Origin of the sequence: Rhodococcus sp. Q, assembly GCF_005503035.1 — a bacterium.
Lineage (GTDB): Bacteria > Actinomycetota > Actinomycetes > Mycobacteriales > Mycobacteriaceae > Rhodococcus_G.
The window spans coordinates 31,564-52,707 of record NZ_SCOY01000034.1 but is presented as its reverse complement, the minus strand read 5'-3'; the positions used below and the strand labels follow the sequence as shown (position 1 = coordinate 52,707).

Annotated in this window: 22 protein-coding genes; 10 read left to right on the top strand and 12 right to left on the bottom strand. The window is 68.4% G+C overall.

Annotated elements, in window-relative coordinates; all coding sequences use genetic code 11:
* Nucleotides 1-371 precede the first annotated feature (371 nt).
* The 4 genes from FFS72_RS22370 (at nt 372) to FFS72_RS22355 (ending at nt 5,632) form a co-directional block, all read left to right on the top strand.
* Entirely contained in the window at nt 372-1,607 is a 1,236-nt protein-coding gene (locus tag FFS72_RS22370) for an MCE family protein (RefSeq protein ID WP_137876006.1), read from the top strand.
* A 116-nt stretch (nt 1,608-1,723) separates the two neighbouring features.
* Nucleotides 1,724-3,160 (top strand): hypothetical protein, encoded by a 1,437-nt coding sequence (locus tag FFS72_RS22365; protein ID WP_137876001.1) that lies wholly within the window; start codon nt 1,724-1,726, stop codon nt 3,158-3,160.
* 307 nt (nt 3,161-3,467) lie between these two features.
* Nucleotides 3,468-4,718, top strand: a complete 1,251-nt coding sequence (locus FFS72_RS22360; protein WP_137876000.1) for a CaiB/BaiF CoA transferase family protein — start codon at nt 3,468-3,470, stop codon at nt 4,716-4,718.
* A complete protein-coding gene (locus FFS72_RS22355) occupies nt 4,715-5,632 on the top strand; it encodes a hydroxymethylglutaryl-CoA lyase (RefSeq protein WP_137875999.1) in 918 nt (305 codons plus the stop codon). Before FFS72_RS22360 ends, FFS72_RS22355 begins: the two co-directional genes overlap by 4 nt.
* Nucleotides 5,633-5,648: 16 nt before the next feature.
* Here FFS72_RS22355 and FFS72_RS22350 read toward each other — a convergent pair whose 3' ends face one another.
* The 7 genes from FFS72_RS22350 to rfbA (FFS72_RS22320) all read right to left on the bottom strand — a co-directional run bounded on the left by FFS72_RS22350 (nt 5,649) and on the right by rfbA (FFS72_RS22320) (nt 11,876).
* On the bottom strand, nt 5,649-6,767 hold the full coding sequence (locus FFS72_RS22350) for an oxidoreductase (RefSeq protein WP_137875998.1): 1,119 nt from the start codon (nt 6,765-6,767) through the stop codon (nt 5,649-5,651).
* A complete protein-coding gene (locus FFS72_RS22345) occupies nt 6,764-7,279 on the bottom strand; it encodes a nuclear transport factor 2 family protein (protein ID WP_137875997.1) in 516 nt (171 codons plus the stop codon). The genes FFS72_RS22350 and FFS72_RS22345 overlap by 4 nt, the downstream gene beginning before the upstream one ends.
* Nucleotides 7,280-7,398: 119 nt before the next feature.
* Nucleotides 7,399-8,088: an IclR family transcriptional regulator gene (locus FFS72_RS22340; protein ID WP_137875996.1), complete on the bottom strand. Its 690-nt coding sequence runs from the start codon at nt 8,086-8,088 to the stop codon at nt 7,399-7,401.
* A 105-nt stretch (nt 8,089-8,193) separates the two neighbouring features.
* Nucleotides 8,194-9,555 (bottom strand): MFS transporter, encoded by a 1,362-nt coding sequence (locus FFS72_RS22335; protein WP_137875995.1) that lies wholly within the window; start codon nt 9,553-9,555, stop codon nt 8,194-8,196.
* 333 nt (nt 9,556-9,888) lie between these two features.
* Nucleotides 9,889-10,287 carry a DUF7144 family membrane protein gene (locus FFS72_RS22330; RefSeq protein ID WP_137875994.1) on the bottom strand — a complete coding sequence of 133 codons (399 nt, stop codon included), beginning with the start codon at nt 10,285-10,287 and terminating at the stop codon, nt 9,889-9,891.
* A 130-nt stretch (nt 10,288-10,417) separates the two neighbouring features.
* Nucleotides 10,418-10,999 carry a dTDP-4-dehydrorhamnose 3,5-epimerase family protein gene (locus FFS72_RS22325; protein ID WP_137875993.1) on the bottom strand — a complete coding sequence of 194 codons (582 nt, stop codon included), beginning with the start codon at nt 10,997-10,999 and terminating at the stop codon, nt 10,418-10,420.
* Between the two features lies 1 nt (nt 11,000).
* Entirely contained in the window at nt 11,001-11,876 is an 876-nt protein-coding gene (gene rfbA, locus FFS72_RS22320; protein ID WP_137875992.1) for a glucose-1-phosphate thymidylyltransferase RfbA, read from the bottom strand.
* Nucleotides 11,877-11,979: 103 nt separating this feature from the next.
* Here rfbA (FFS72_RS22320) and FFS72_RS22315 point away from each other — a divergent pair, with 103 nt between their 5' ends.
* Complete coding sequence (locus tag FFS72_RS22315; RefSeq protein WP_502704146.1) at nt 11,980-12,660, top strand: DedA family protein; 681 nt, start codon at nt 11,980-11,982, stop codon at nt 12,658-12,660.
* Here the strand turns inward: FFS72_RS22315 and FFS72_RS22310 are convergent.
* Nucleotides 12,641-13,594 carry an NAD(P)-dependent alcohol dehydrogenase gene (locus FFS72_RS22310; protein ID WP_137875991.1) on the bottom strand — a complete coding sequence of 318 codons (954 nt, stop codon included), beginning with the start codon at nt 13,592-13,594 and terminating at the stop codon, nt 12,641-12,643. The two genes, FFS72_RS22315 and FFS72_RS22310, sit on opposite strands and share 20 nt — an antisense overlap.
* An 84-nt stretch (nt 13,595-13,678) precedes the next feature.
* Here FFS72_RS22310 and FFS72_RS22305 point away from each other — a divergent pair, with 84 nt between their 5' ends.
* The 4 genes from FFS72_RS22305 (at nt 13,679) to FFS72_RS22290 (ending at nt 17,191) form a co-directional block, all read left to right on the top strand.
* Nucleotides 13,679-14,326 carry a TetR/AcrR family transcriptional regulator C-terminal domain-containing protein gene (locus FFS72_RS22305; RefSeq protein WP_137875990.1) on the top strand — a complete coding sequence of 216 codons (648 nt, stop codon included), beginning with the start codon at nt 13,679-13,681 and terminating at the stop codon, nt 14,324-14,326.
* Between the two features lie 29 nt (nt 14,327-14,355).
* Complete coding sequence (gene rfbB, locus FFS72_RS22300) at nt 14,356-15,357, top strand: dTDP-glucose 4,6-dehydratase (protein WP_137875989.1); 1,002 nt, start codon at nt 14,356-14,358, stop codon at nt 15,355-15,357.
* A 162-nt stretch (nt 15,358-15,519) separates the two neighbouring features.
* Nucleotides 15,520-16,437: a hypothetical protein gene (locus tag FFS72_RS22295; RefSeq protein WP_137875988.1), complete on the top strand. Its 918-nt coding sequence runs from the start codon at nt 15,520-15,522 to the stop codon at nt 16,435-16,437.
* A gap of 109 nt (nt 16,438-16,546) precedes the next feature.
* On the top strand, nt 16,547-17,191 hold the full coding sequence (locus tag FFS72_RS22290) for a pentapeptide repeat-containing protein (protein ID WP_137875987.1): 645 nt from the start codon (nt 16,547-16,549) through the stop codon (nt 17,189-17,191).
* A 12-nt stretch (nt 17,192-17,203) separates the two neighbouring features.
* Here FFS72_RS22290 and FFS72_RS22285 read toward each other — a convergent pair whose 3' ends face one another.
* From FFS72_RS22285 to rfbA (FFS72_RS22270), 4 genes are read right to left on the bottom strand one after another with little or no spacing between them, the layout of a single operon-like run.
* Nucleotides 17,204-18,034 carry a glycosyltransferase family 2 protein gene (locus tag FFS72_RS22285; RefSeq protein WP_137875986.1) on the bottom strand — a complete coding sequence of 277 codons (831 nt, stop codon included), beginning with the start codon at nt 18,032-18,034 and terminating at the stop codon, nt 17,204-17,206.
* Nucleotides 18,031-18,525 (bottom strand): GtrA family protein, encoded by a 495-nt coding sequence (locus tag FFS72_RS22280; protein ID WP_249353463.1) that lies wholly within the window; start codon nt 18,523-18,525, stop codon nt 18,031-18,033. Before FFS72_RS22280 ends, FFS72_RS22285 begins: the two co-directional genes overlap by 4 nt.
* Nucleotides 18,526-18,573: 48 nt before the next feature.
* Nucleotides 18,574-19,179: a dTDP-4-dehydrorhamnose 3,5-epimerase family protein gene (locus FFS72_RS22275; protein WP_137875984.1), complete on the bottom strand. Its 606-nt coding sequence runs from the start codon at nt 19,177-19,179 to the stop codon at nt 18,574-18,576.
* Nucleotides 19,180-19,183: 4 nt separating this feature from the next.
* Nucleotides 19,184-20,056 (bottom strand): glucose-1-phosphate thymidylyltransferase RfbA, encoded by an 873-nt coding sequence (rfbA, locus tag FFS72_RS22270; protein ID WP_137875983.1) that lies wholly within the window; start codon nt 20,054-20,056, stop codon nt 19,184-19,186.
* A 62-nt stretch (nt 20,057-20,118) separates the two neighbouring features.
* Here rfbA (FFS72_RS22270) and rfbB (FFS72_RS22265) point away from each other — a divergent pair, with 62 nt between their 5' ends.
* Nucleotides 20,119-21,144 carry a dTDP-glucose 4,6-dehydratase gene (gene rfbB, locus FFS72_RS22265; protein ID WP_137875982.1) on the top strand — a complete coding sequence of 342 codons (1,026 nt, stop codon included), beginning with the start codon at nt 20,119-20,121 and terminating at the stop codon, nt 21,142-21,144.

Genomic DNA, 21,144 nt, shown 5'->3' with positions numbered 1-21,144 from the left:
GGGTCGCGACGGTCGCGGGAACGTCCGAGGGCGCGGGCTGGGGTGGTAGCTCGTGTCCGACGAGGAGGAGGGCGGCGAGGGTGACGAGGACGAGCAGCGCGTGCAGCACCCCCTGGCCGTTCGGCCTGGTCTGCACCGGTGTGCCGCTGTTCATGCCCCGCATCCCGCTTGTTGCGCAGTCGTGTGCATCGACCGTATCGCGTGGCGGCCGCCGCCGTCGGATGGTCAGCAGGACAAATGAGATGCACGTAACTCTGTGTTGCATGTAACTCGTCGTAATGGGTAGTTTCCGCTGCGAAGAATGCGGTGGCAGGACGTCGACCGTGGTGACCGGACGATCGACGGAGGTGGACGTGCCCTCGCTCGCACGCATGGCACGGCTGCAGTTGGGCGCGCTCGTGCTCGTGGGGTTGCTCGGCCTGCTCTTCGTCGGCGGCCGCTACGTCCGGATCGACAATCTTCTCGGGTTCGGCCAGTACCGCGTCGTCGCCGACCTCGCCGACTCCGGCGGCATCTTCACCAACGCCGAGGTCACCTACCGTGGCGTTCCCGTCGGCACCGTCGGTGACCTGCACCTGACGTCGGACGGCGTCCGCGTCGACCTCATGCTCGACACCGGCGGCCCCGACATTCCGGCGTCCGCCCGCGCCGTGGTCGCGAACCGGTCCGCGATCGGTGAGCAGTACCTCGACCTGCAACCCGACAGCGACACCGGCCCGCACCTGGCCGACGGCGACGTCATCGCGCGCGAGCGCACCGCGATCCCGGTGCCCGTCGAACAGGTGCTGGCGTCCACGAACGCGCTGGTGCGGACCGTCCCCGTCGACTCCCTCACCACCACGGTTCGCGAACTGGGCCGCGCATTCGACGGCCGCGGCGACGACCTGCAGACGCTGGTGGACGCCACGATCGACCTGTCGAAGGCAGGCATCGAGGCACTGCCGCAGGCGACGGCCCTGATCCGTGACGGTCGGGCGGTCGTCGAGACGCAGGCCGACCAGTCATCGGCGATCCGGCAGTTCAGCGCCGACGTGAACCGGATCAGTGCGCAGCTGAAGGGCAGCGACGCCGACCTGCGACACCTGATCGACACCGGAACGCGGGCCAGTGAGGCTGCTGGATCGTTGCTCGCCGCCGCCGGCCCGAACCTGAGCGCCAACCTCGACAGCGTGTCGCAGGTCGTGTCCGCGCTCGGACCGCGGGCGCAGGCTCTGAACTACCTGCTGACCTTCCTGCCTGCGCTCGCTGCGGGCGCGGGAACGGCAGCGCCGGGCGACGGCACACTGCACCTGGGCCTGCTGCTCGAAACCAACGATCCGCCGCCGTGCACACAGGGCTACGAGGGTTCGCAGGCGATGGTGGACCGGATGAAGCGGGAGAACCCCGACTTCGACCCGATGACCGACGACACCCCGCTCAACACCGCCGCCAACTGCACGACCCCGCTCGGCAGTGTCACGGGTGTCCGATCCGCGAACCGGATCGCCTACGCCGATCCGAGCATCACGCAGCCCTGGGACGACAAGGCGAAGCAGGCGCCGGAGGCGTTGAACCTGAACCCGATCGCGACGCAGACGGCACTGCTGCTGGGCGTCACTCCGAGGTAGCGGGTGGCAGTCCCGCGAATCCCTGCGCGACACAGTGTTCCGCCGAGGGGCCGGCGTCCGCTACGGTCCTCCGGACGACTGGTCACCTCGACCATCGGAGAACGGGAGAATTTCGGATGCGCGCATCGTCGCGGAGTGCAGTCGCTCGGGTGGGCACGGTCCTCGGTGCCGCCCTCATGGTGTCGATGGGAGCCGGGCCCGCGGTGGCAGCCGACGTCGTGCCCGACGTCGGTCCCGCGGGAACCTCGCTGATGCACGGCGATCTGGCGTCGACCGACTCCACGCCCCACGCAGGCCCGGGACCGGGCGCGCGGTTGCTGGGGTCGTCTGTACCCGGCGGGGTGTGCGCTGCCACGTTCATCGGCTCGGACGGGATGCCGGTGTCGTTGTGCACCGCATACGTCGGCGTGAATCCGCCCGCGGTGATGGTGCCGACGGTGAAGCTCTTCGATCCGGCCACGGCGGCGCCGATCGCGTCCATCGAGTTGCCCAAGGGCGGGCTGCTCGGTGGTGTCTACGGCTACCTCGACTCGCGCGACCGGGTGGTCGTGGCAGACGGGCGCGGAACGATCGACAAGGTCGCGCATCGGCGCACCGCCGACGGTCGGTGGGAGCTGTTCGTCGACGAGAGGATCGACCTGGCCGCGCACCTCCCCGCAGGGGATGCGGTCACCAGCGTGGCACCGGACTACGACGGCGGAATCTGGTTCGTCACCACCCACGGCCTGGTCGGAGTCGTCGGCGCCGACGGCCGGGTCGCGTCCAGCCACCTGCCGGAGGGCGAAACGCTCACCAACGGACTCTCGGTGCGACCCGGCGGTGTGTCGGTGCTGACCAGCAGGGCCCTGTACGAGATGCGGGTGGGCGACGGCGGCACGCCGAGCGTGGTCTGGCGGGCGCCCTACACGGCAGGGGAGGTGCGTAAGCCGGGGCAGCTCGGTCCGGGCTCGGGAACCACTCCCACGTACTTCGGGCCGGGTGGGGACGGCTGGGTGGCGATCGTCGACGACGCCGTCCGCCCCGAGCTGATCGTGTACCGATCGGACGACGGATCGGAGGTGTGCCGGATGCCTGCCTTCGAGAACTCGGGGCAGGGGACGGAGAATTCGCCGATGGCATGGGGGAACTCGCTGGTCATCCCGAGCACCTACGGGTTCGTCTATCCGCCGCAGGCGGTGCCGGGTCCGAGCGACCCGCCGCAGGCCACGTTCGTGGGCGGCATGACCAGGATCGACGTCGGTGACGACGGGTGCAGGCGAGTGTGGGAGAGCGCCGACCGCATGGCGAGCCTGCCGCGCCTGTCCCGGGGCGACGGGTTGATCCACGCGCTCACCTACGGTCCCGTCGCGGACGGTGTGGGCTCGGCGGCCCCGATCCAGCAGATCGGCCCGGTCTACTACACGGCCGTCGACTTCACCACCGGGGAACGCCGCGCGTACCAGCAGGTCGGGGACGCCCCGGTCGACGAGCCACTGCAGCTCACCGGAACGATCGGGCCCGACGGCTCGCTGTGGCAGGCCACGTTCGGCCGCATGCTGAAGATCGGCCGCTGAACCGCAGACAAAGGTGAAGCCGCCGGTGCAAGCACCGGCGGCTTCGGGTGACGACGCCCGCCATATCGCCTCTCGGCAAGTGGTCGCTCTCAGCGACGATTTTAATGTGGTACCCGGGGTATGAACCGGACGCCGTCAGCCTCTACAACGGTACTCCCGTCCGCGTTGTTCCCCCGGGGTCGCGCGGCTGTCGTTGTGTATGTCACGTCAGGCCGCCGCGACGGGCCGACCGGCCACCATACGGTTGGGTATGGTGACCGGACGGATCCCGCCAGAGCGTCACGCCACCGACCCGAAGGCTCACCACATGACGAACGCCCCCACGCCCACCGAGGCGGCCTCCCGCGGCGCTCTCGACGGCATCCGCGTACTCGAACTCGGCACCCTGATCGCCGGACCGTACTGCGGCCGCCTGCTCGGCGACATGGGAGCGGACGTCGTCAAGATCGAGGCGCCGGACCGCCCCGACCCGCTGCGGGACTGGGGTCAGGGCGGGCAGAAGCTCTTCTGGCGCGTGCACGCGCGCAACAAGCGCTGCGTCAGCCTCGACCTGCGCACCGATGCGGGCAAGGAGATCTTCCTCGAACTGGCCCGCACCGCCGACGTCGTCGTCGAGAGCTTCCGCCCCGGCACCCTGGAACGGTGGGGCATCGGGTACGACGTCCTGTGCGAGCTGAACCCGCGCGTGATCCTGGCCCGCGTCTCCGGCTACGGCCAGACCGGGCCGTATTCCGAGCGGCCGGGCTACGCGTCCGTCGCCGAGGGCATCAGCGGACTGCGTCACCTCAACGGTTTCCCCGGCCAGGCGCCGCCGCGCATCGCCCTCTCGCTGGGAGACAGCCTCGGCGGCATGTTCGCGTTCCAGGGTGTCCTCGCCGCGCTGTACGCCCGCGAGCGCACCGGTCGTGGTCAGGTCGTCGACGCCGCGCTGAGTGAGGCCTCGCTCGCGATCCAGGAGTCGACGGTCCCGGACTACCACAAGACCGGGCACGTGCGGCAGCCGTCGGGCACCCGCCTCGATCGGATCGCGCCGTCGAACATCTACAAGTCCAGGGACGGACTGTGGGTGATCATCGCCGCCAACCAGGACACCCTGTGGATGCGCCTGGCCGCCGCGATGGGACGCCCCGAACTCGGCACCGATCCGCGCTACGCCAACCACACCGCGCGCGGGGAGCGTCAGGACGAACTCGACGAGATGATCGGGCAGTGGGCCGCGCAGTACACCGCGGAGGACCTGGTCGCGATCCTCACGAAATTCGAGGTGGTGACCGGTCCGGTGAACACGGTCGCCGAGGTGATGGTCGACCCGCAATTCACCGCCCGCGACATGTTCGTCGACCACGTGGACCCCTCCAAGGCGCCCGGCGACGAGGGCTACGACCCCGAACCCGTCAAGGGCGTCGGTGTGATCCCGAAGCTCAGCGACACCGCGGGCGGCGTCCGCTTCGGCGGCGCGAGCGAACCGGGCACCCACACCGACGAGGTGCTCACCGAACTCCTCGGCTACGACACGGCCGCCCTCGCGCGCCTGCGTGACGCCGGGACCATCGCATGAGCGCCGTCCCTGGAGTGGACATCCGCGAGGTCGGCCCGCGCGACGGCCTGCAGATCGAGGAGCCGCTGAGCACCGAAGCGAAACTCGAGTTCGTCGACGCCCTCGTCGCCACCGGTGTGCGCCGCATCGAGGTGACGTCGTTCGTCTCACCGCGTGCCGTGCCCGCCCTCGCCGATGCGGAAGCCGTTGCAGCCGAACTGAAACGCTGGCCGGGCGTGGAGTTCTCCGCGCTGGTCGCCGGGATGGGCGGGGTGCGCCGGGCGCTCGCCTCCGGCGTCACGCGCCTCGAATACGTGGTGTCGGCGTCCGAGGGGCACTCCCAGGCCAACGTCGGTCGCAGCAGCGAGGATTCCCTCGCGCTGATCGCCCCGATCGCCGACCTCGTCCACGAGGCGGGCGGGCACCTCGAGGTCATCGTCGCGATCGCTTTCGACTGCCCGTTCGACGGGCCGACGCCGCCCGAGAGGGTCGCCGAGATCACCCGGCGCGCACTCGAATCCGGCGCCGACGCGCTCGCGGTCGCCGACACCATCGGCACCGCGACCCCGGTCCGCGTCACCGACGTGCTCGGTCGCGTGATGGCGGCGGCACCCGGCGTCGACGTGGGCCTGCACCTGCACGACACCCGCGGGCAGGGTCTCGCGAACGCGTGGGCCGCCTACATGCTCGGTGTCCGCCAGTTCGATTCGTCCGTCGGGGGACTCGGCGGTTGCCCCTTCGCGCCCGGTGCCAGCGGCAACATCGCCACCGAGGAGCTGGTCTACATGTTCGAGGACGGCGGCATCCCCACCGGCATCGACGTCGCCAGGGTCCTCGACGCCGCACGCCTGGTCTCCGGGCACCTCGGCAAGACGCTGCCCAGTGGGCTGCTCGCGGCAGGCGGACCCCCGGTCCCCGTTCCGCGCCCCTCCTGACCCCGACACGACGGGGTCAGTGCAGTCGGGTCTCGTGGACGTCGCGCCGAAAAGCGGGAAGTGGACCTCCGGATCGAATGCACTGCGCGAGCGACGGGTCGGCCATGTGGAGGCGACCAACGGCGACTAGGTCGAACTCCTCCGTGTCCAGTCTTCGGAAGAGCCCGTCGAGACTCACGGGCTCGGGTGTCCCGGCCTCACGCAGGGAGGTGCTCAGGCCGACGCTGCCCACGGCCATGCTCACGACGCCGGTGACCTTCTTCGCCCACCCCGCCAGCGTGAGAGCGCTGCCGTCGAAGGCGGGCTGATCGAACCGGCGAGCACTCGCGTCGAACACGTCCACCCCGGCGTCGCGGAGTGGGACCAGGATTCGCTCCAGCTCCAGGGGGCTCTCCGCGATCCGGGCACCGTAGTCCTGCTGCTTGTGCTGCGAGAAACGGTAGAAGATCGGCAGCCGAGGCCCGATCTCGCGCCGAATCGCGCGGACCACCTCGACCGGGAAGGCGAGCCGGCGCGTCGGGTCGCCGCCCCAGCCGTCGGTGCGGTGGTTCGTCGGTTCCCACAGGAACGAGTCCAGCAGGTAACCGTGTCCGGCGTGGATGGCGATACCGTCGAATCCGACGTCGACCGCATTGCGCGCGGATCGCACGTAGGCCTCGATCACGTCGGCGATGTCGCGTTCGGTCATCGGGGCGGTGGGCGCCGCGGCCCGTTCGATGTAGTCGGTCGGATACACGGTCCGTCCGACGCGTCCCCACACTCCCGACGGGCGCATGGGTTTCAGGTTCGGATCGACATCACCCATGGCGCCCCAGAGTGGGCCGACATGCCACAACTGCGGGATGATTCGTCCGCCCGCGGCATGCACCCCCGTGACGACGCGGCGCCAGCCTGCGAGGGCGGCGTCGCCGGACATCCGCGGAACGGCGGGGCTGTCGACCGCCGTCGGGTGATCGATCGCGACACCCTCCGTGATCAGCAGGCCGGTGCCACCCTCGGCGCGCCTGCGGTAGTACGCGGCGACGTCGTCGCCGGGGACGCCGCCGGGCGAGTGCTCACGTGTCATGGGGGACATGACCAGCCGGTTGGGGAGATCGAGCGAACCGATCGACAGCGGGGCGAAGAGCGGATTCACAGCGGCTCGAGAAAGTCGAAGAAGCCCGGGGTGGCGTCCTCGCGCAGCCGCGACAACCGTCGGTAGGAGATGAGCCACCGGCCGTCCTCCAGCCGGTATTCCTCGTGGTAGTGCCCGTAACCGTGGAGGTGTTCCTCCGTGTCGCCGTTGGTCCACCACAGCTTGTCCTCCATCGCCCAGATTCCGCTGGCCGTCGTGTCGGAGGTCAGCTCGATCTCGGGTGTGTGTCCGTGGTGGACGGTGGTCACCGTCGTCGGTCCGCCCAGCATGGTGCTGATGGCCCGCGTCAGGTTCTCCCTCCCGACAACACGATTCGAGGTGCCGCCCGACTGCGGCTGCTTGTCACTCGGCAACCCGCCCCACGTCTCGGACACCACGTCCTCGGTGTGCAGGGTCGGGTAGACCTCCCACTGCTTCTCGTCCATGCAGCGGAGGCGGGCCGCGAACGTGCGTTTGATCTGCTCGATCGCCATGAGTTGTTCGGCGACAGTCGATGTGAGAGTCGAGGTCATGGTGCGGACAGTGGCAGTGTCGGAGTTTCCCGGACAACTCGTGCTTCCGGGGAACGGAAGAATCGCAGCTCGGGCCACCGCCGGGGCGACGCGATCCGCGAGGCGAGCGGTGTCCCAGGTCAGCGAGGGCCGGGCGGTGCGACCGCCGAGAAGTACTGGCCCAGTGCGGCCGCAGCCATTCGGACCGGCGCGGCGTCGCGTCGATCGAACCGGATGTCGCCGGACGGCGCGGTCACCGAGATCCCCACCTCGGCGCCCGCGAGGAGGCCGACCCGCGCACCGATGCAGGAGAAGCCCGTCGGGCACGAACCGAACGCGACGCCGCGGTCACCAATCGGATGGGCGACGCCTGCTGCCGACAGGATGGCTTTTCCGATGGTCGACGATCGAGCAGGAACTCGTGACCCGACCCGGGTCATGATCCCGTGTTCGCTCGTCCCGCCCACCTTGTGCAGATAGAGGACGTCTCGTCCGTCGAGGACGCCCATGTGGACGATGTGACCGGTGGAATGGTGCAGCTCGCCGAGAAGCGAGGTCACGGAGGCGTCGAGGCTGGCGCGGTAGAGGGCGAGGGCGCCGATCTCGGCAAGGGACGGCCCCAATTCGTATCCGCCGTCCACGCGACGAAGCCATCCCAGCCTCACCAGGCGTTCGAGCATCCTCAACGTACTCGTGCGCGGAATACCTGTAAGGCGCGACACTTCGGTGAGGGTCAACCGGGTGTGGTCCCGGAACACACCCACGACAAGGGCCACCCGGTCGACACCCGCCGAGGGAACCGACTCGTCCGATCCGTGCGCAATGGACATCGTGACTCTCCAGGTGTGAGTACTGAGCGGGATTGCGGTGTGCCCGTCCACCGACGGGCACACCGCAACCCCCGTTGTTCTCGAGCTCGAGCGCGAATTACCTGCTCATCGTGACTCGTTCGGGCTCTCGTGCAGATCCTTGCCGCGGGTCTCGGATGCCGCCCACACCGCGAGGATCGTGATTCCCGAGGTGACGACGATGACCAGGCTGAGCGGCACACTCGAACCGTCTGCCGCCGCCACGAGAGCACTCGCGATCAGCGGAGTGAAACCGGCACCGATGAGACTGGCCGATTGATACCCGAGTGACACGCCGGAGTAGCGCACGGTCGTCCCGAACATCTCCGACAACATCGGTGCGAGCGGCGCGTACATCAGGTTCTGGATCACCTGGGCGACGACGAGACCGGCGGTCAGCAGCAGGGCGGACTTCGAGTTGATCAGCATGTACAGCGGGAAGGCGTACAGCAGTGCGAGAACGGCACCGGTGAGACTCACGGTTCGGCGGCCGATCCGGTCGGACAGTGCTGCGAAGCCGGGGATGCAGACGAGGGAGACGATCGACATCATGACCAGGGCGCGCATGACCGTCGGCACCTCGTAGCCGATGGACTTGGCGTAGGCGATGATCTGCGCGGTCGTCAGGGCGGTGAGTGCGAACGGCCCGATTCCCGCGGCGCAGGCGAGGACGAGCGGGCGGGGACGGCGGAGCACCTCGAGCACCGGCAGTTTCGCGCGGCTCTCGTCGTTCGCGGCGTCGGCGGCCTGCTGGAACACCGGGCTCTCGACCACGCTGAGACGGACGTACAGGCCGATCACCAGCAGCAGGGCGCTCGCGAGGAACGGTAGACGCCAGCCCCAGGAATCGAAGGCCTCACTCGGCAGGAGGCTGACGAGCATCACTGCCAGCGTCGACGTCAGGAAGCCGATCGGCGATCCGAGCTGCATGATTCCGGTCCAGGCCCCGCGCCGGCGGGCATCGGAGTGCTCGGCCACCATCAGGGCCGCACCGCCCCATTCGCCGCCGACCGCGATGCCTTGCACGACCCGCAGGGTGACCAGCAGTACGGGAGCGAGGACGCCGATCTGCTCGTACGTCGGCAGCAGGCCGATCGCGAGGCTCGCCACACCCATCATCCCCATGGTGATCACGAGCATCGACTTGCGACCCAGCGTGTCACCGAAATGCCCGAAGACGACGCCGCCGATCGGGCGTGCCAGATATCCGGCGGCCAGTGTGCCGAACGCGGCGATGGTGGACACCGCGGCGTTCGAGGTCGGGAAGAACAGGTCCCCGAACACGAGTGCTGCCATCGTCGAGTACAGCAGGAAGTCGTAGTACTCGATCGTCGTGCCCAGAAGGCTCGACAGCGCGACCTTGCGCAACTGCGACGGAGGTTCCGCGGGGCTGCCCGTGGGGGAGGTGCGAAGGTCTCGGTCGACAGTCCCTGGACCGTGTGAACTCATGGAGCACTCCTGGAATGCGCGTGGGAATGGTCGTGACGCTCGTCACAGGTTGAGATTTCCAACACGCGTATCCGGGAGCAATTCGTGCGCCCGCTGAGCGGAAGAACGCGACGTCCGAGGTGCTCGGCGCCCGCTCGTTTCGCCGGCAGGAGGGAGGGCTGCGCCGTCCAGGAATAACCCAACGGCTGTGTGGCGGAGTCGTTCTCGGCCCGGCCGCCGTCGAGCGGAACCCGGCCCGGCCGAGTCCCACTGACCGGGAGCTGGGGAACCACCCTGCCGACGCGACGTCACGGCCCGCCCGACGAATCCGGGTGGGCCGCAACGAGCACTGCGTCAGTCGTTGGCAGGCTTCCAGGTCGACACGGCCCAGATCACCACGACGTCGAGAGCGATGATCAGGAGCGACCACCACGGGTAGTACGGAATCCAGAGGAAGTTCGCGATCATCGAGATCGAGGCGACGACGATGGCCGACAGCCTCGCCCAGGACGCGCCCGTGAACAGGGCGAAACCGACCGCCGCGACGATTGCGCCGATGACGATGTGAATCCAACCCCAGCTGGTCAGGTCGAATTGGTAGACGTACTCGATGCCCACCACGAAGACCTGGTCTTCGGCGACGGCGGCGATTCCCTGGAGGAACTGCAGGATGCCGACGGTCACCATGATGATTGCGGCGCCTATCGATGTTCCTTGTGCCCAGCCTTGCTTTGTCGATGTTGGTTCGGACATGACCGTCCCTCCCATAAAGGTGATCGATCCTGTACGCGGGCGGTCGCCCGACCCGACCATTGTCGGACACGGCGAACCAAACCGCCTGTTGTCGGCGTTGTTTGGTGTCCGTGTCGCGTCGTCGGTGCCGTCAGAACCGCGGCAGCACTCCCGCCCGGATCAGCTCTGCCAGGGACGGTGCCGCCGTGTCCTTCGGGGACAGCTGGAACTCGAGTGGCGCCCCGTCACGGCCGACGGTGGGCCAGTCGATCGCGACGTCGGGGTCGAGGGGGTGCAGGTCCCGGTCCAGGCTCGGCGTGTACTCGATGGAGCACAGGTACATGACCGTCGAGTTGTCCTCGAGGGAGAGGATCGCGTGTCCGAGGCCCTCGGACAGGTAGACGGCGCGGCGGTCGACGTCGTCGATGAGCACCGAGTCCCATTGCCCGAAAGTAGTTGAGCCCAACCGCAGGTCGACGATCACGTCGAGGAACGCGCCGCGCACGCAGGTGACATACTTGGCCTGCCCGGGTGGATTGTCGGTGAAGTGGACGCCGCGCAGCACACCCGCGGCGGACACCGAACAGTTCGCCTGCTTCAGGTCCAGTGGTGTGCCCACCGCAGCCTGGAAGGCGGAGTCCTTGAACCACTCGAGGAACACGCCGCGGTCGTCGCCGAACCGGCGGGGGGTGATCTCCCAGGCCCCTGCGATCCTCAGTTCGCGGAACTCCACGTCACCAGTCCTTTCCACGTTCGAGCAGTCCGAGCAGGTAGTCGCCGTAGCCGGACTTCACCAGGCTCTCGGCGCGCATGCGCAGCGCGTCGTCGTCGATGAAGCCGCGTCGCCACGCCACCTCCTCGGGTACACCGATCTTGAGGCCCTGTCGCTGCTCGATGGTGCGCACGTAGTTGGACGCGTCGAGCAGGGAGTCGAAGGTGCCGGTGTCGAGCCACGCAGTGCCGCGGGGGAGAACCTCGACCTGCAGGCGTCCGGCGTCCAGGTAGGCGAGGTTGACGTCGGTGATCTCGTATTCGCCGCGCGCGGACGGCCGCAGGTCGCGGGCGATGCCGACGACGTCGTTGTCGTAGAAGTACAGGCCCGGCACGGCGAACTGCGACTTCGGTGTCGCCGGCTTCTCCTCCAGCGAGACCGCGCGACCGTTGTGATCGAACTCGATGACGCCGTACGCGGACGGGTCGGACACCTGGTACGCGAACACCGCTCCGCCGTCGATGGATTCGAAGCGGCTGAGTTTGCTGCCGATCCCGGGGCCGTAGAAGATGTTGTCGCCCAACACGAGCGCGACGGTGTCGTTGCCGATGTGGTCGGCGCCGATGACGAACGCCTGGGCCAGGCCGTCGGGCCTGTCCTGTGTCGCGTAGGTGATGGAGACGCCGAACTGGGAGCCGTCGCCGAGCAGGCGGGTGAACTGTCCGGCGTCCTCGGGGGTGGTGACGACGAGGATGTCGCGGATTCCGGCGAGGATCAGGGTGGACAGCGGGTAGTAGATCATCGGTTTGTCGTAGACGGGGACCAGTTGCTTGCTCACTCCGATCGTGATCGGGTGCAGCCGTGACCCCGTGCCGCCGGCCAGAATGATTCCGCGCATGGGGAGCAGTGTTCCACGGTGTGGCCGCCGACTCGGTGTCGTCGCGACGTGTGGACTGTCCTGATTGTCCGTTTGGCCGGGAAGGGTCGGTACGATCGATGCGGTGACTTCTGCACTCGCCGCCGACACGACCTCCGATGGACTCTTCGGTGCTGTCGCCGACTGGGCAGTGGACCTGATGGATGCCATCGGGGGACCGGGCGCCGGCATCGCCATCGGCATCGAGAACCTCTTCCCGCCCATCCCCAGCGAGGTGATCCTGCCGCTCGCGGGGTTCGCCGCCGCCCGCGGCTCGATGACCCTGGTCGAGGCGATCGCGTGGACGACGGCCGGCTCGGTGGTGGGGGCGCTCGTCCTCTACTGGATCAGCCTCGCCGTGGGAATGGACCGCCTCACCCGCATCGTCGACCGGCTGCCGCTGATCTCCGTCGACGACCTGCGGAAGGGGGAGGAGTGGTTCACCCGGCACGGAACCAAGGCCGTGTTCTTCGGCCGGATGGTGCCGCTGGTGCGTAGCGCGATCTCCGTCCCCGCGGGGGTCTCGCGGATGCCGCTCGGCACGTTCGTGCTGTACACCGTGCTCGGCAGCGGGATCTGGAACTCGATCTTCATCCTCGCCGGGTACTTCCTCGGGGAGAACTGGTCGCAGGTCGAGCGGTACTCCTCGGTTCTGCAGTACGTCGTGATCGTCGTCGCCGTCGTCCTCGTCGGTCTGTACGTCCGGCGCACACTGGCGGCCCGGCGTGCGGCCGCCACGTCCACGCTCACGACCCGGGAGCGATGACGAGGTTCCCCACCTTGTGCCCGGAATCTATCCGGGCGTAAGCGTCGGCGATGTCGCCCAGGCCGCCGAGGTCGTCGACGACCGGGGTCAGCTTCCCGGCCGCAACCAGGTCGAGCAGATACCGGAAGTCGTCGGGCACCTCACCGGAGGTGCCGGTGTGGACGCCGCGCCGCGGCGTCGCCGTGGTCCACAGGTCGGCCGCGACGAGCAGGAGTCGACCGTCGGCGGTGAGGACCCGTCTGCCGCGGGCGGGGGAGACGGTGCCGACGGTGTCGAGCACCACGTCGTAGCGGTCGGTGGTGTCGAACGGATCGGTCGTCGTGTAGTCCACGACGCGGTCGGCGCCGAGCCGGGTCGCCAGCGCGACGTTGGGGGTGCTCGTGACGGCGGTGACGCGGCCGCCGAGGAGCGTCGCGAGTTGGACGGCGCACGTTCCGACGGCTCCCGATGCGCCGTTGACGAGAACGGACTCGCCGGGACGCAACCGGGCCCGGTCCCTGAGGAAGTGCAGTGCGGTGGTGCCGCCGAACAGGACCGCGGCGGCGTCCGTGTGGCTCACCTCCGAGGGTGTGTGGACGATGCGTCGGGCGGCAACGACGACGTGCTCGGCGTGCGCGCCCATCCGCATGCCGGTCATCCCGCACACCGGATCGCCGACGTCGAATGTGTCGACCTTCGGGCCGATCTGCTCGACGACACCGGAGAAGGTGTTGCCCAGGATCGTGCGGCGTGGTCGGGTGACACCGAACGCCAGACGCGCGAACGGGGCGAAGCCGTGGGGGAAGCGCGCACCCCGGATTCTCGCGTCGGCGACGGTGACCGCCGCTGTGTCGACGCGGACGCGCACCTCGCCCGCGCCGGGTTCGGGGGTGGGTACGTCGGCCACCCGCACTACGTCGGGTGGACCGTATCGATCGACTACCGCGGCCTTCATCGGGTTTCTCCCTTACGCCTGTAAGTCTTGGTGTGAAGACTAGGCTTACAGGTGTAAGTCTCGCAAGGGGTGTGGAAGGACGACATGACGCAACGGCCAGGACTCAGCCGGGACGCAATCGTCGCCGCCGCCGCTCGCGTCGCGGATCGAGGAGGGCTGACCGCCGTCAGCATGCGCGGAGTCGGCAAGGAACTCGGCGTCGAGGCGATGTCGCTCTACCACCACGTCGCGGGCAAGGCCGAACTGCTGGACGGCCTCGCGGACTGGGTGTTCGCCCAGATCCGGTTGCCGGATCCCGCCGAGCGGTGGCGCCCCGCGATGACGCAGCGCGCGGCGTCCGCGCGGTCCGTGCTCGCCGCCCACCCCTGGGCGCTGCCGCTGATCGAGTCACGACGACGTCCCGGTCCGGCGCTGCTGCGACACCACGACGCCGTCCTCGGCTTCCTCCGCCGAGGTGGGTTCTCCGTTGACCTCGCCGCGCAGGCGTTCTCCGTCATCGACGCCTACGTGTACGGGTTCGTGCTGACCGAGGTCACGCTCCCGTTCGACGCGGGCGAAACCGCCGAGGAATTCGTCGGCGACATCGACCTGCCCGCCGACACCTATCCGTACCTCACCGAGATGATGCGCGAGATGGTGATCGGTGCCGACTACGCCTACGGAAACGAGTTCGATCGTGGACTCGACCTGATCCTCGACCAGCTGGCCGACCGCATTCACGGGCGCCGGTGACCGGGCGCGGGCCGGTACTGTTCCTGCACATGAGGCTGCTCGTCACCGGCGGTGCCGGGTTCATCGGTGCCAACTTCGTCCACCAGACCGTCACCGAACGGCCCGACGTCGACGTCACCGTCCTCGACGCCCTCACCTACGCCGGCAACCGCAGCTCCCTCGACGCCGTCGCGGACCGAATCACCTTCGTCCACGGCAACATCACCGATCCGGACCTCGTCGACCGGCTCGTGGCAGACGCGGACGCCGTCGTGCACTTCGCCGCCGAATCGCACAACGACAACTCGCTCGGCGATCCGTGGCCGTTCGTGCAGACCAACGTCGTCGGTACCTACACGCTGCTCGACGCGGTTCGCAGGCACGACGTCCGGTACCACCACATCTCCACCGACGAGGTGTACGGCGACCTCGAACTCGACGACCCCGCGCGCTTCACCGAGGACACCGCCTACAACCCGTCGAGCCCGTACTCGTCGACGAAGGCATCCAGCGACCTGCTGGTGCGGGCATGGGTGCGCTCGTTCGGTGTCCGCGCCACCATCTCCAACTGCTCCAACAACTACGGCCCCTACCAGCACGTGGAGAAGTTCATCCCGCGTCAGATCACCAACCTCCTCGACGGTGAGCGACCCAAGCTGTACGGGGCGGGACGCCACGTGCGCGACTGGATTCACGTCGACGACCACAATCGCGCCGTGTGGGACGTCCTCGACCGCGGGAGGATCGGCCAGACGTACCTGATCGGTGCCGACGGAGAAGTCGACAACCGGACCGTCGTCGCCACCCTGCTCGAGATATTCGGACGTGACGCAGGCGATTTCGACCACGTCCCCGACCGGCCCGGACACGACCTGCGATACGCCATCGACTCCACGCTGCTGCGCACCGAACTCGGCTGGCAACCGCGCTACCGCGACTTCCGCGCCGGACTGGAGGCGACCGTCGAGTGGTACCGCGACAACGAGGCGTGGTGGCGCCCACGGAAGGCGGAAACCGAGGCGGCCTACGCCCGCGTCGAACGGTCCGGCTAGCCCCGGATCGCCTCAATCCCAGGCAGTGCGGGGTGCGACCCCCTCGGTTACGCTGCACCCGCGGGTGACCTGATCGTCCCTGCGGCACGGTGTTCAACGTCGACACGGTGTTCTGTTGACCGTATCGACCGGCGGCCGCTGGGCCCTGGGAAGGATGTCACCATGGCCGGCTCTCATCGCGCGCCCACCCGCTGGACCACCGCCCGTCGTGGTGCCGCACTCCACACCGTCGCCGTTGCGGCGACGCTCGGCACCGTCGGCTCCGCCGGGGTCTCCCACGCCGCACCGCCGGTCGATACCGTCTGCTCGGAATTCGACGGGGACACCCTCCTCGCCCCGTGCGACATCAGCGACGACGGCACCTCGTCCGCGTCCGGCGCCGCCACCGCCTCGGCGGCGGCCTCCGATCCGTATCGCGGTTTCGTCGGCATCGGCAGCGCCGGCGACGCACTGAACGACGGCGCACTCGGCTCGACGAACGTCGGCTCCTCCAACATCGGCTCCTCCAACACCGGGTCGTACAACACCGGGTTCGACAACGACGGTTGGGGCAACACGGGTTCCGACAACTCCGGGTCCGGCAATGCGGGCTTCGGCAACGAGGGCTTCGGCAACACCGGCTCCGACAACTCCGGTTCCGCCAATGCGGGCTTCGGCAACGAGGGCTTCGGCAACACCGGTTCGTCCAACACGGGCGTCGGGAACACCGGCTGGTTCAACGACGGCTGGGCCAACACCGGCTCGGCGAACTCGGGTTCGCTCAACACCGGAACCGGCAATGTCGGCTGGGCCAACACGGGTTCCGCGAACGGCGGATTCGCCAACAGTGGTGACAACAACCTCGGGTGGGCCAACACCGGCTCCGCGAACGGCGGGTTCGAGAACACGGGCGGCCTGAACCTCGGTTCGTCGAACAGCGGCTGGTTCAACATCGGCTACGGGAACACCGGCTGGTTCAACGTCGGCTCGTCCGAAACCGGTGTCGGGAACGTCGGTTCCGTCGAACTCGGGTACGGATCGAACGACGGCGGGACGTCCGAGGACCTCCCCGAGATCGCCAAGCAGCAGTTGGCGGAGTAAACCGCTCCGTACGACGGCGGTTCGCCGCGCACACCAGCACACGTGGCGGTACCGTCACGACCGCAGGGAACCGGAATTCACTGAGAGTTCGCTCGAGAGGGAGCACTCCATGAAGACGTTCACGCGGACCACCACCGGCCGGGCGGCCGCCGTCGGGGCGGCGCTCGCAGCGCTCGCCGTCGCGGGCGCCGGAGCAGCGCAGGCGGACACCGGTTCCGGCGACACCGGGTCACTGAGACCCGCCGCCGCCGTCCACGCCTGCCAGCCCGTCGGGCTCGCCGACATCGCGGTCCTCACGCAGGTCGCCGCTCCGGGGACGGTGCTGCCGTGCCGCGAAATCGCGTCGGCACTCGGCATCGGATCGTCCGATCTCACCGCGACGGGATCGTCGGGCGGTTCGGGTCCGGGCGGCTCGTCCACCACCGCCAGCGCCGTCGGATCCAACAACGTCGGCGAGAACAACACCGGCTCCTACAACGTCGGACCCGACAACACCGGCTCCCACAACATCGGTTCCTCGAACACCGGGTCCGGGAACGTGGGCTCCGCGAACACCGGATCCGGCAACGTCGGATCCGCCAACACCGGGTCCGGGAACGTGGGCTCCGCGAACACCGGATCCACCAACCTCGGCTCCGTCAACACGGGCTCGTCCAACACCGGTTCCGCCAACACCGGCTCCCTCGTCGAGGGTTTCGGCCTCACCGGTCTCGGGTCCGTGGCCATCGGGTCCCTCGGCATCGGCTGGAACTGAGCGACCGCCCGGTCAGCCCATCCGGCGCTTCAGGACCATGTAGACGGCGCGGCGCATGAACGAGGTGCCCAGTGCCTTGGCGTTGCCGATCCGCACGTCCATCGCGGACAGCAGTCCCGGCTCTGCGTCCCGCAGCGCCTCGTGGAACGCTGCCGCCTGGGATGCCTGCTGGCGGGCCAGACGAACGCTCCACTGGCCTGCGTTGATGCGGAAGGACGCCAGTGGACGGGGGATCGCCACGACGTCACCGTGCAGTGCGACGCCGACGTACGTGGCCTCGTCGATCAGATAGGGGTTGGCGTCGTCCCACCAGCCGATCTTCTCGAGCACTGCCCGGCGCATGAGCACGCAGCCCGGCTCTCCGAAGATGTTCGCGCCCGCGGTCACGGCCCGTCGTGCGGCGACCCGCCCGCTGACCGGCCCGGACAGGCCCGCCAGTCCTCGTGCCGCAAGCACGGTCTTGCCGGCCGCGTCGACCAGGGTGCGCTGCGAGGCGACGAGTACGGTCTCCGGGTACTCGTCGAATGCGGCGACCTGCTCGGCGAGGCAGGTCGGGAAGATAGTGTCGTCGCCGCACACCAGCTTGATCAGGTTGCCGGTCGCGGCCTGGCTGACGCGATCCCAGTTGGCCTTGGCGCCACCACCGGCAGGGGTGTGCAGGATGGTGACGCGGGGATCGTCGGCGTAGGGGGCGAGCGCCGCAAGGGTGCCGTCGCTCGACGCGTGGTCGGCGATGATCAACTCGAAGTCCTCGAACGTCTGCCCAAGGATCGAGTCGATGGTTTCGGCGATGTAGTCGGCGTTGTTGTACGCCGGAACGACGACGGAGACCCGAGGCGTCATGCGGAATCAGACCTTTTCTTTCTACTGAACGAGAAATCTCGATACCCGAAGAAGCTGGCGGTCGCGGTCACCGCGGTGATCGCGATCTGCGCCGGAATCGGCGGGAAACCGAACACGGACACCGCCAACGTCATCAGGGCCATGTTGATCGCGAAGGCGCCGAAGTTGACCACGACGAACCGCCACAGGTCCCGCAGTAGGTGCCCGCGGACGCGGAACACCAGGTAGCGGTACATCGCGAACGCGCACAGCACATTGCACACGTAGCCGGCGACGATCGCGAAGTGATAGCCGAATCGGTCGCCGACGGCGAGCTGCCAGGCGATGAACCAGGCCGTTCCGAGTGCCGTGTTGAACCCACCGACGAGCAGGAACGCAAGCCCCTGGTTCTTCACCAGCCGCATCAGTGGTCCGGCGCCACCCGACATGCCCGCGGGCGGGGTCGGCACGGTGGTGCCCGAACTCGGGTCGTGGGGACCTCGGTCGGTCAACTGGTGGTCCTTCATCGGTGGTGGTGCTGCCCGCTTGCCCGGTGCACCCTACCCGAGGGGGTCGGTACCGGCGTCGAACCGCGGCAGCAACCCGGACTCCACCGCGGCGCCGAGTGACGGAGCCGCCGCGTCCTTGTCCGACAGTCGGAACTCGAACGGGGTACCGTCGCGGCCCACGGTGGGCCAGTCGATGCCGATCTCGGGATCGAGTGGATCGACGCCGTGCTCGCGTCCCGGTGCATACCCGGTCGAGCACAGGTAGGCGACGGTGGACTCGTCCTCGAGCGAGAGGAACGCGTGGCCGAGACCCTCGCTGAGGAACACCGCACGGCGGTCGACGTCGTCGAGCAGGACCGCGTCCCACACCCCGAACGTCGGGGACCCGACCCGCAGGTCCACCGCCACGTCGAGGACCGCGCCCCGGACGCACGTCACATACTTCGCCTGACCGGGCGGCACGTCCGCGAAATGGATTCCGCGCAGCACCCCGGCAGCGGAGACCGAGCAGTTGGCCTGAGCCAGATCGAGGGTGCGACCGGTGGCCTCAGTGAAGGTGGGGTCCCGGAACCACTCCAAGAACACGCCGCGATCGTCACCGAACTGCTGCGGCGTGAACTCCCACGCGCCGGACATCTTCAGTTCGCGAAACCGCATCTCATCACTCCTTGCCACGGTCGAGCAGACCGAGCAGATAGTTGCCGTAACCAGATTTGACGAGAGCCTCGGCCCGCACCCGAAGCTCGTCGTCGGTGATGAAGCCCCGACGCCAGGCCACCTCTTCCGGGGCGCCGATCTTCAGACCCTGCCGTTCCTCGATGGTGCGCACGTAGTTCGAGGCGTCGAGCAGCGAATCGAAGGTTCCGGTGTCCAGCCAGGCGGTGCCACGCGGCAACACCTCGACCTGCAGTCGGCCTGCCTCGAGGTAGGCGCGGTTGACGTCGGTGATCTCGTACTCGCCGCGCGCCGACGGCTTCAGATCGCGGGCGATGGACACCACGTCGTTGTCGTAGAAGTACAGGCCCGGCACCGCGTAGTTGGACCGTGGCTGCGAGGGCTTCTCCTCCAGCGAGATCGCACGACCGCCGTCGTCGAACTCGATCACGCCGTACGCGGTCGGGTCGGCGACCCAGTACGCGAACACGGCGCCGCCGTCGATCTGCTCGAACCGGGTCAGCCTGGTACCCAGCCCGGGCCCGTAGAAGATGTTGTCGCCGAGCACGAGCGCAGCGGAGTCCGAACCGATGTGTTCGGCGCCGAGCACGAACGCCTGCGCGAGCCCGTTCGGCTCGGGCTGCACCAGGTAGGTCAGGGAGACGCCGAAGCGGGAGCCGTCACCGAGGAGCCGACGGAACTGGTCGGAGTCCGCTGGTGTGGTGATCACCAGGATGTCGCGGATACCGGCCAGCATCAGGGTCGACAGCGGGTAGTAGATCATCGGCTTGTCGAACACGGGCACCAACTGCTTGCTGACCCCGAGCGTGATCGGATGCAGCCGGGACCCGGTTCCACCGGCCAGAATGATTCCGCGCATAGCGGGAAGTGTTCCAGTGTTCGATTCTCCGGCAAACTCCGGCCACCGGTATCGTGCGGACTGTGAAGCTTCTCGTGACCGGTGGCGCCGGCTTCATCGGTGCCAATTTCGTCCAGCAGACCGTCGACGAGCGGCCCGACGTGAAGGTGACCGTCCTCGACGCGCTGACCTACGCGGGCAATGTCGAGTCGCTGGCGCGGGTCCGGGACCGGATCGACTTCGTGCACGGCGACATCGCAGACGCCGACCTGGTCGACCGGCTGGTCGCCGAGACGGATCTCGTCGTCCACTTCGCGGCGGAGTCGCACAACGACAACTCACTGAACGATCCGTCCCCGTTCGTGCGGACCAACGTGATCGGCACCTTCACGCTGCTGGAGGCCATTCGCAAGCACGGGATCCGCTATCACCACATCTCGACCGACGAGGTGTACGGCGATCTGGAGCTCGACGACCCGGCCCGATTCACCGAGTCCACCCCGTACAACCCGTCGAGCCCGTACTCCTCGACGAAGGCGTCGAGCGACCTGCTGGTCCGTGCCTGGGCTCGTTCCTTCGGCATCCCCGCGACCATTTCGAACTGCTCGAACAACTACGGGCCGTACCAGCACGTGGAGAAGTTCATCCCGCGGCAGATCACCAACGTCCTCGACGGCGTACGGCCGAAGCTCTACGGGCATGGCCTCAACGTCCGGGACTGGATCCATGTCGACGACCACAACCGCGCAGTGTGGACGATCATCGAGCGCGGCACGCCGGGGGAGACGTACCTGATCGGCGCGGACGGCGAGGTCGACAACCGTACCGTCGTGCGGACCATCCTGGAGCTGCTCGGCAAGGATCCGGACGATTTCGACGCGGTCACCGACCGGCCGGGTCACGACATGCGCTATGCCATCGACGCCGCCCGACTGCGAACCGAGCTCGGCTGGCAGCCGCGGTACCGGGACTTCCGCTCCGGGCTTGCCGCGACCATCGACTGGTACCGCGACAACGAGCAGTGGTGGCGTCCGCAGAAGGACGCGACGGAACGGGCGTACGCCGAGGCGGGCGAGGCTGTGCTGGACTCGTCCGGCCCGGCGAGCTGA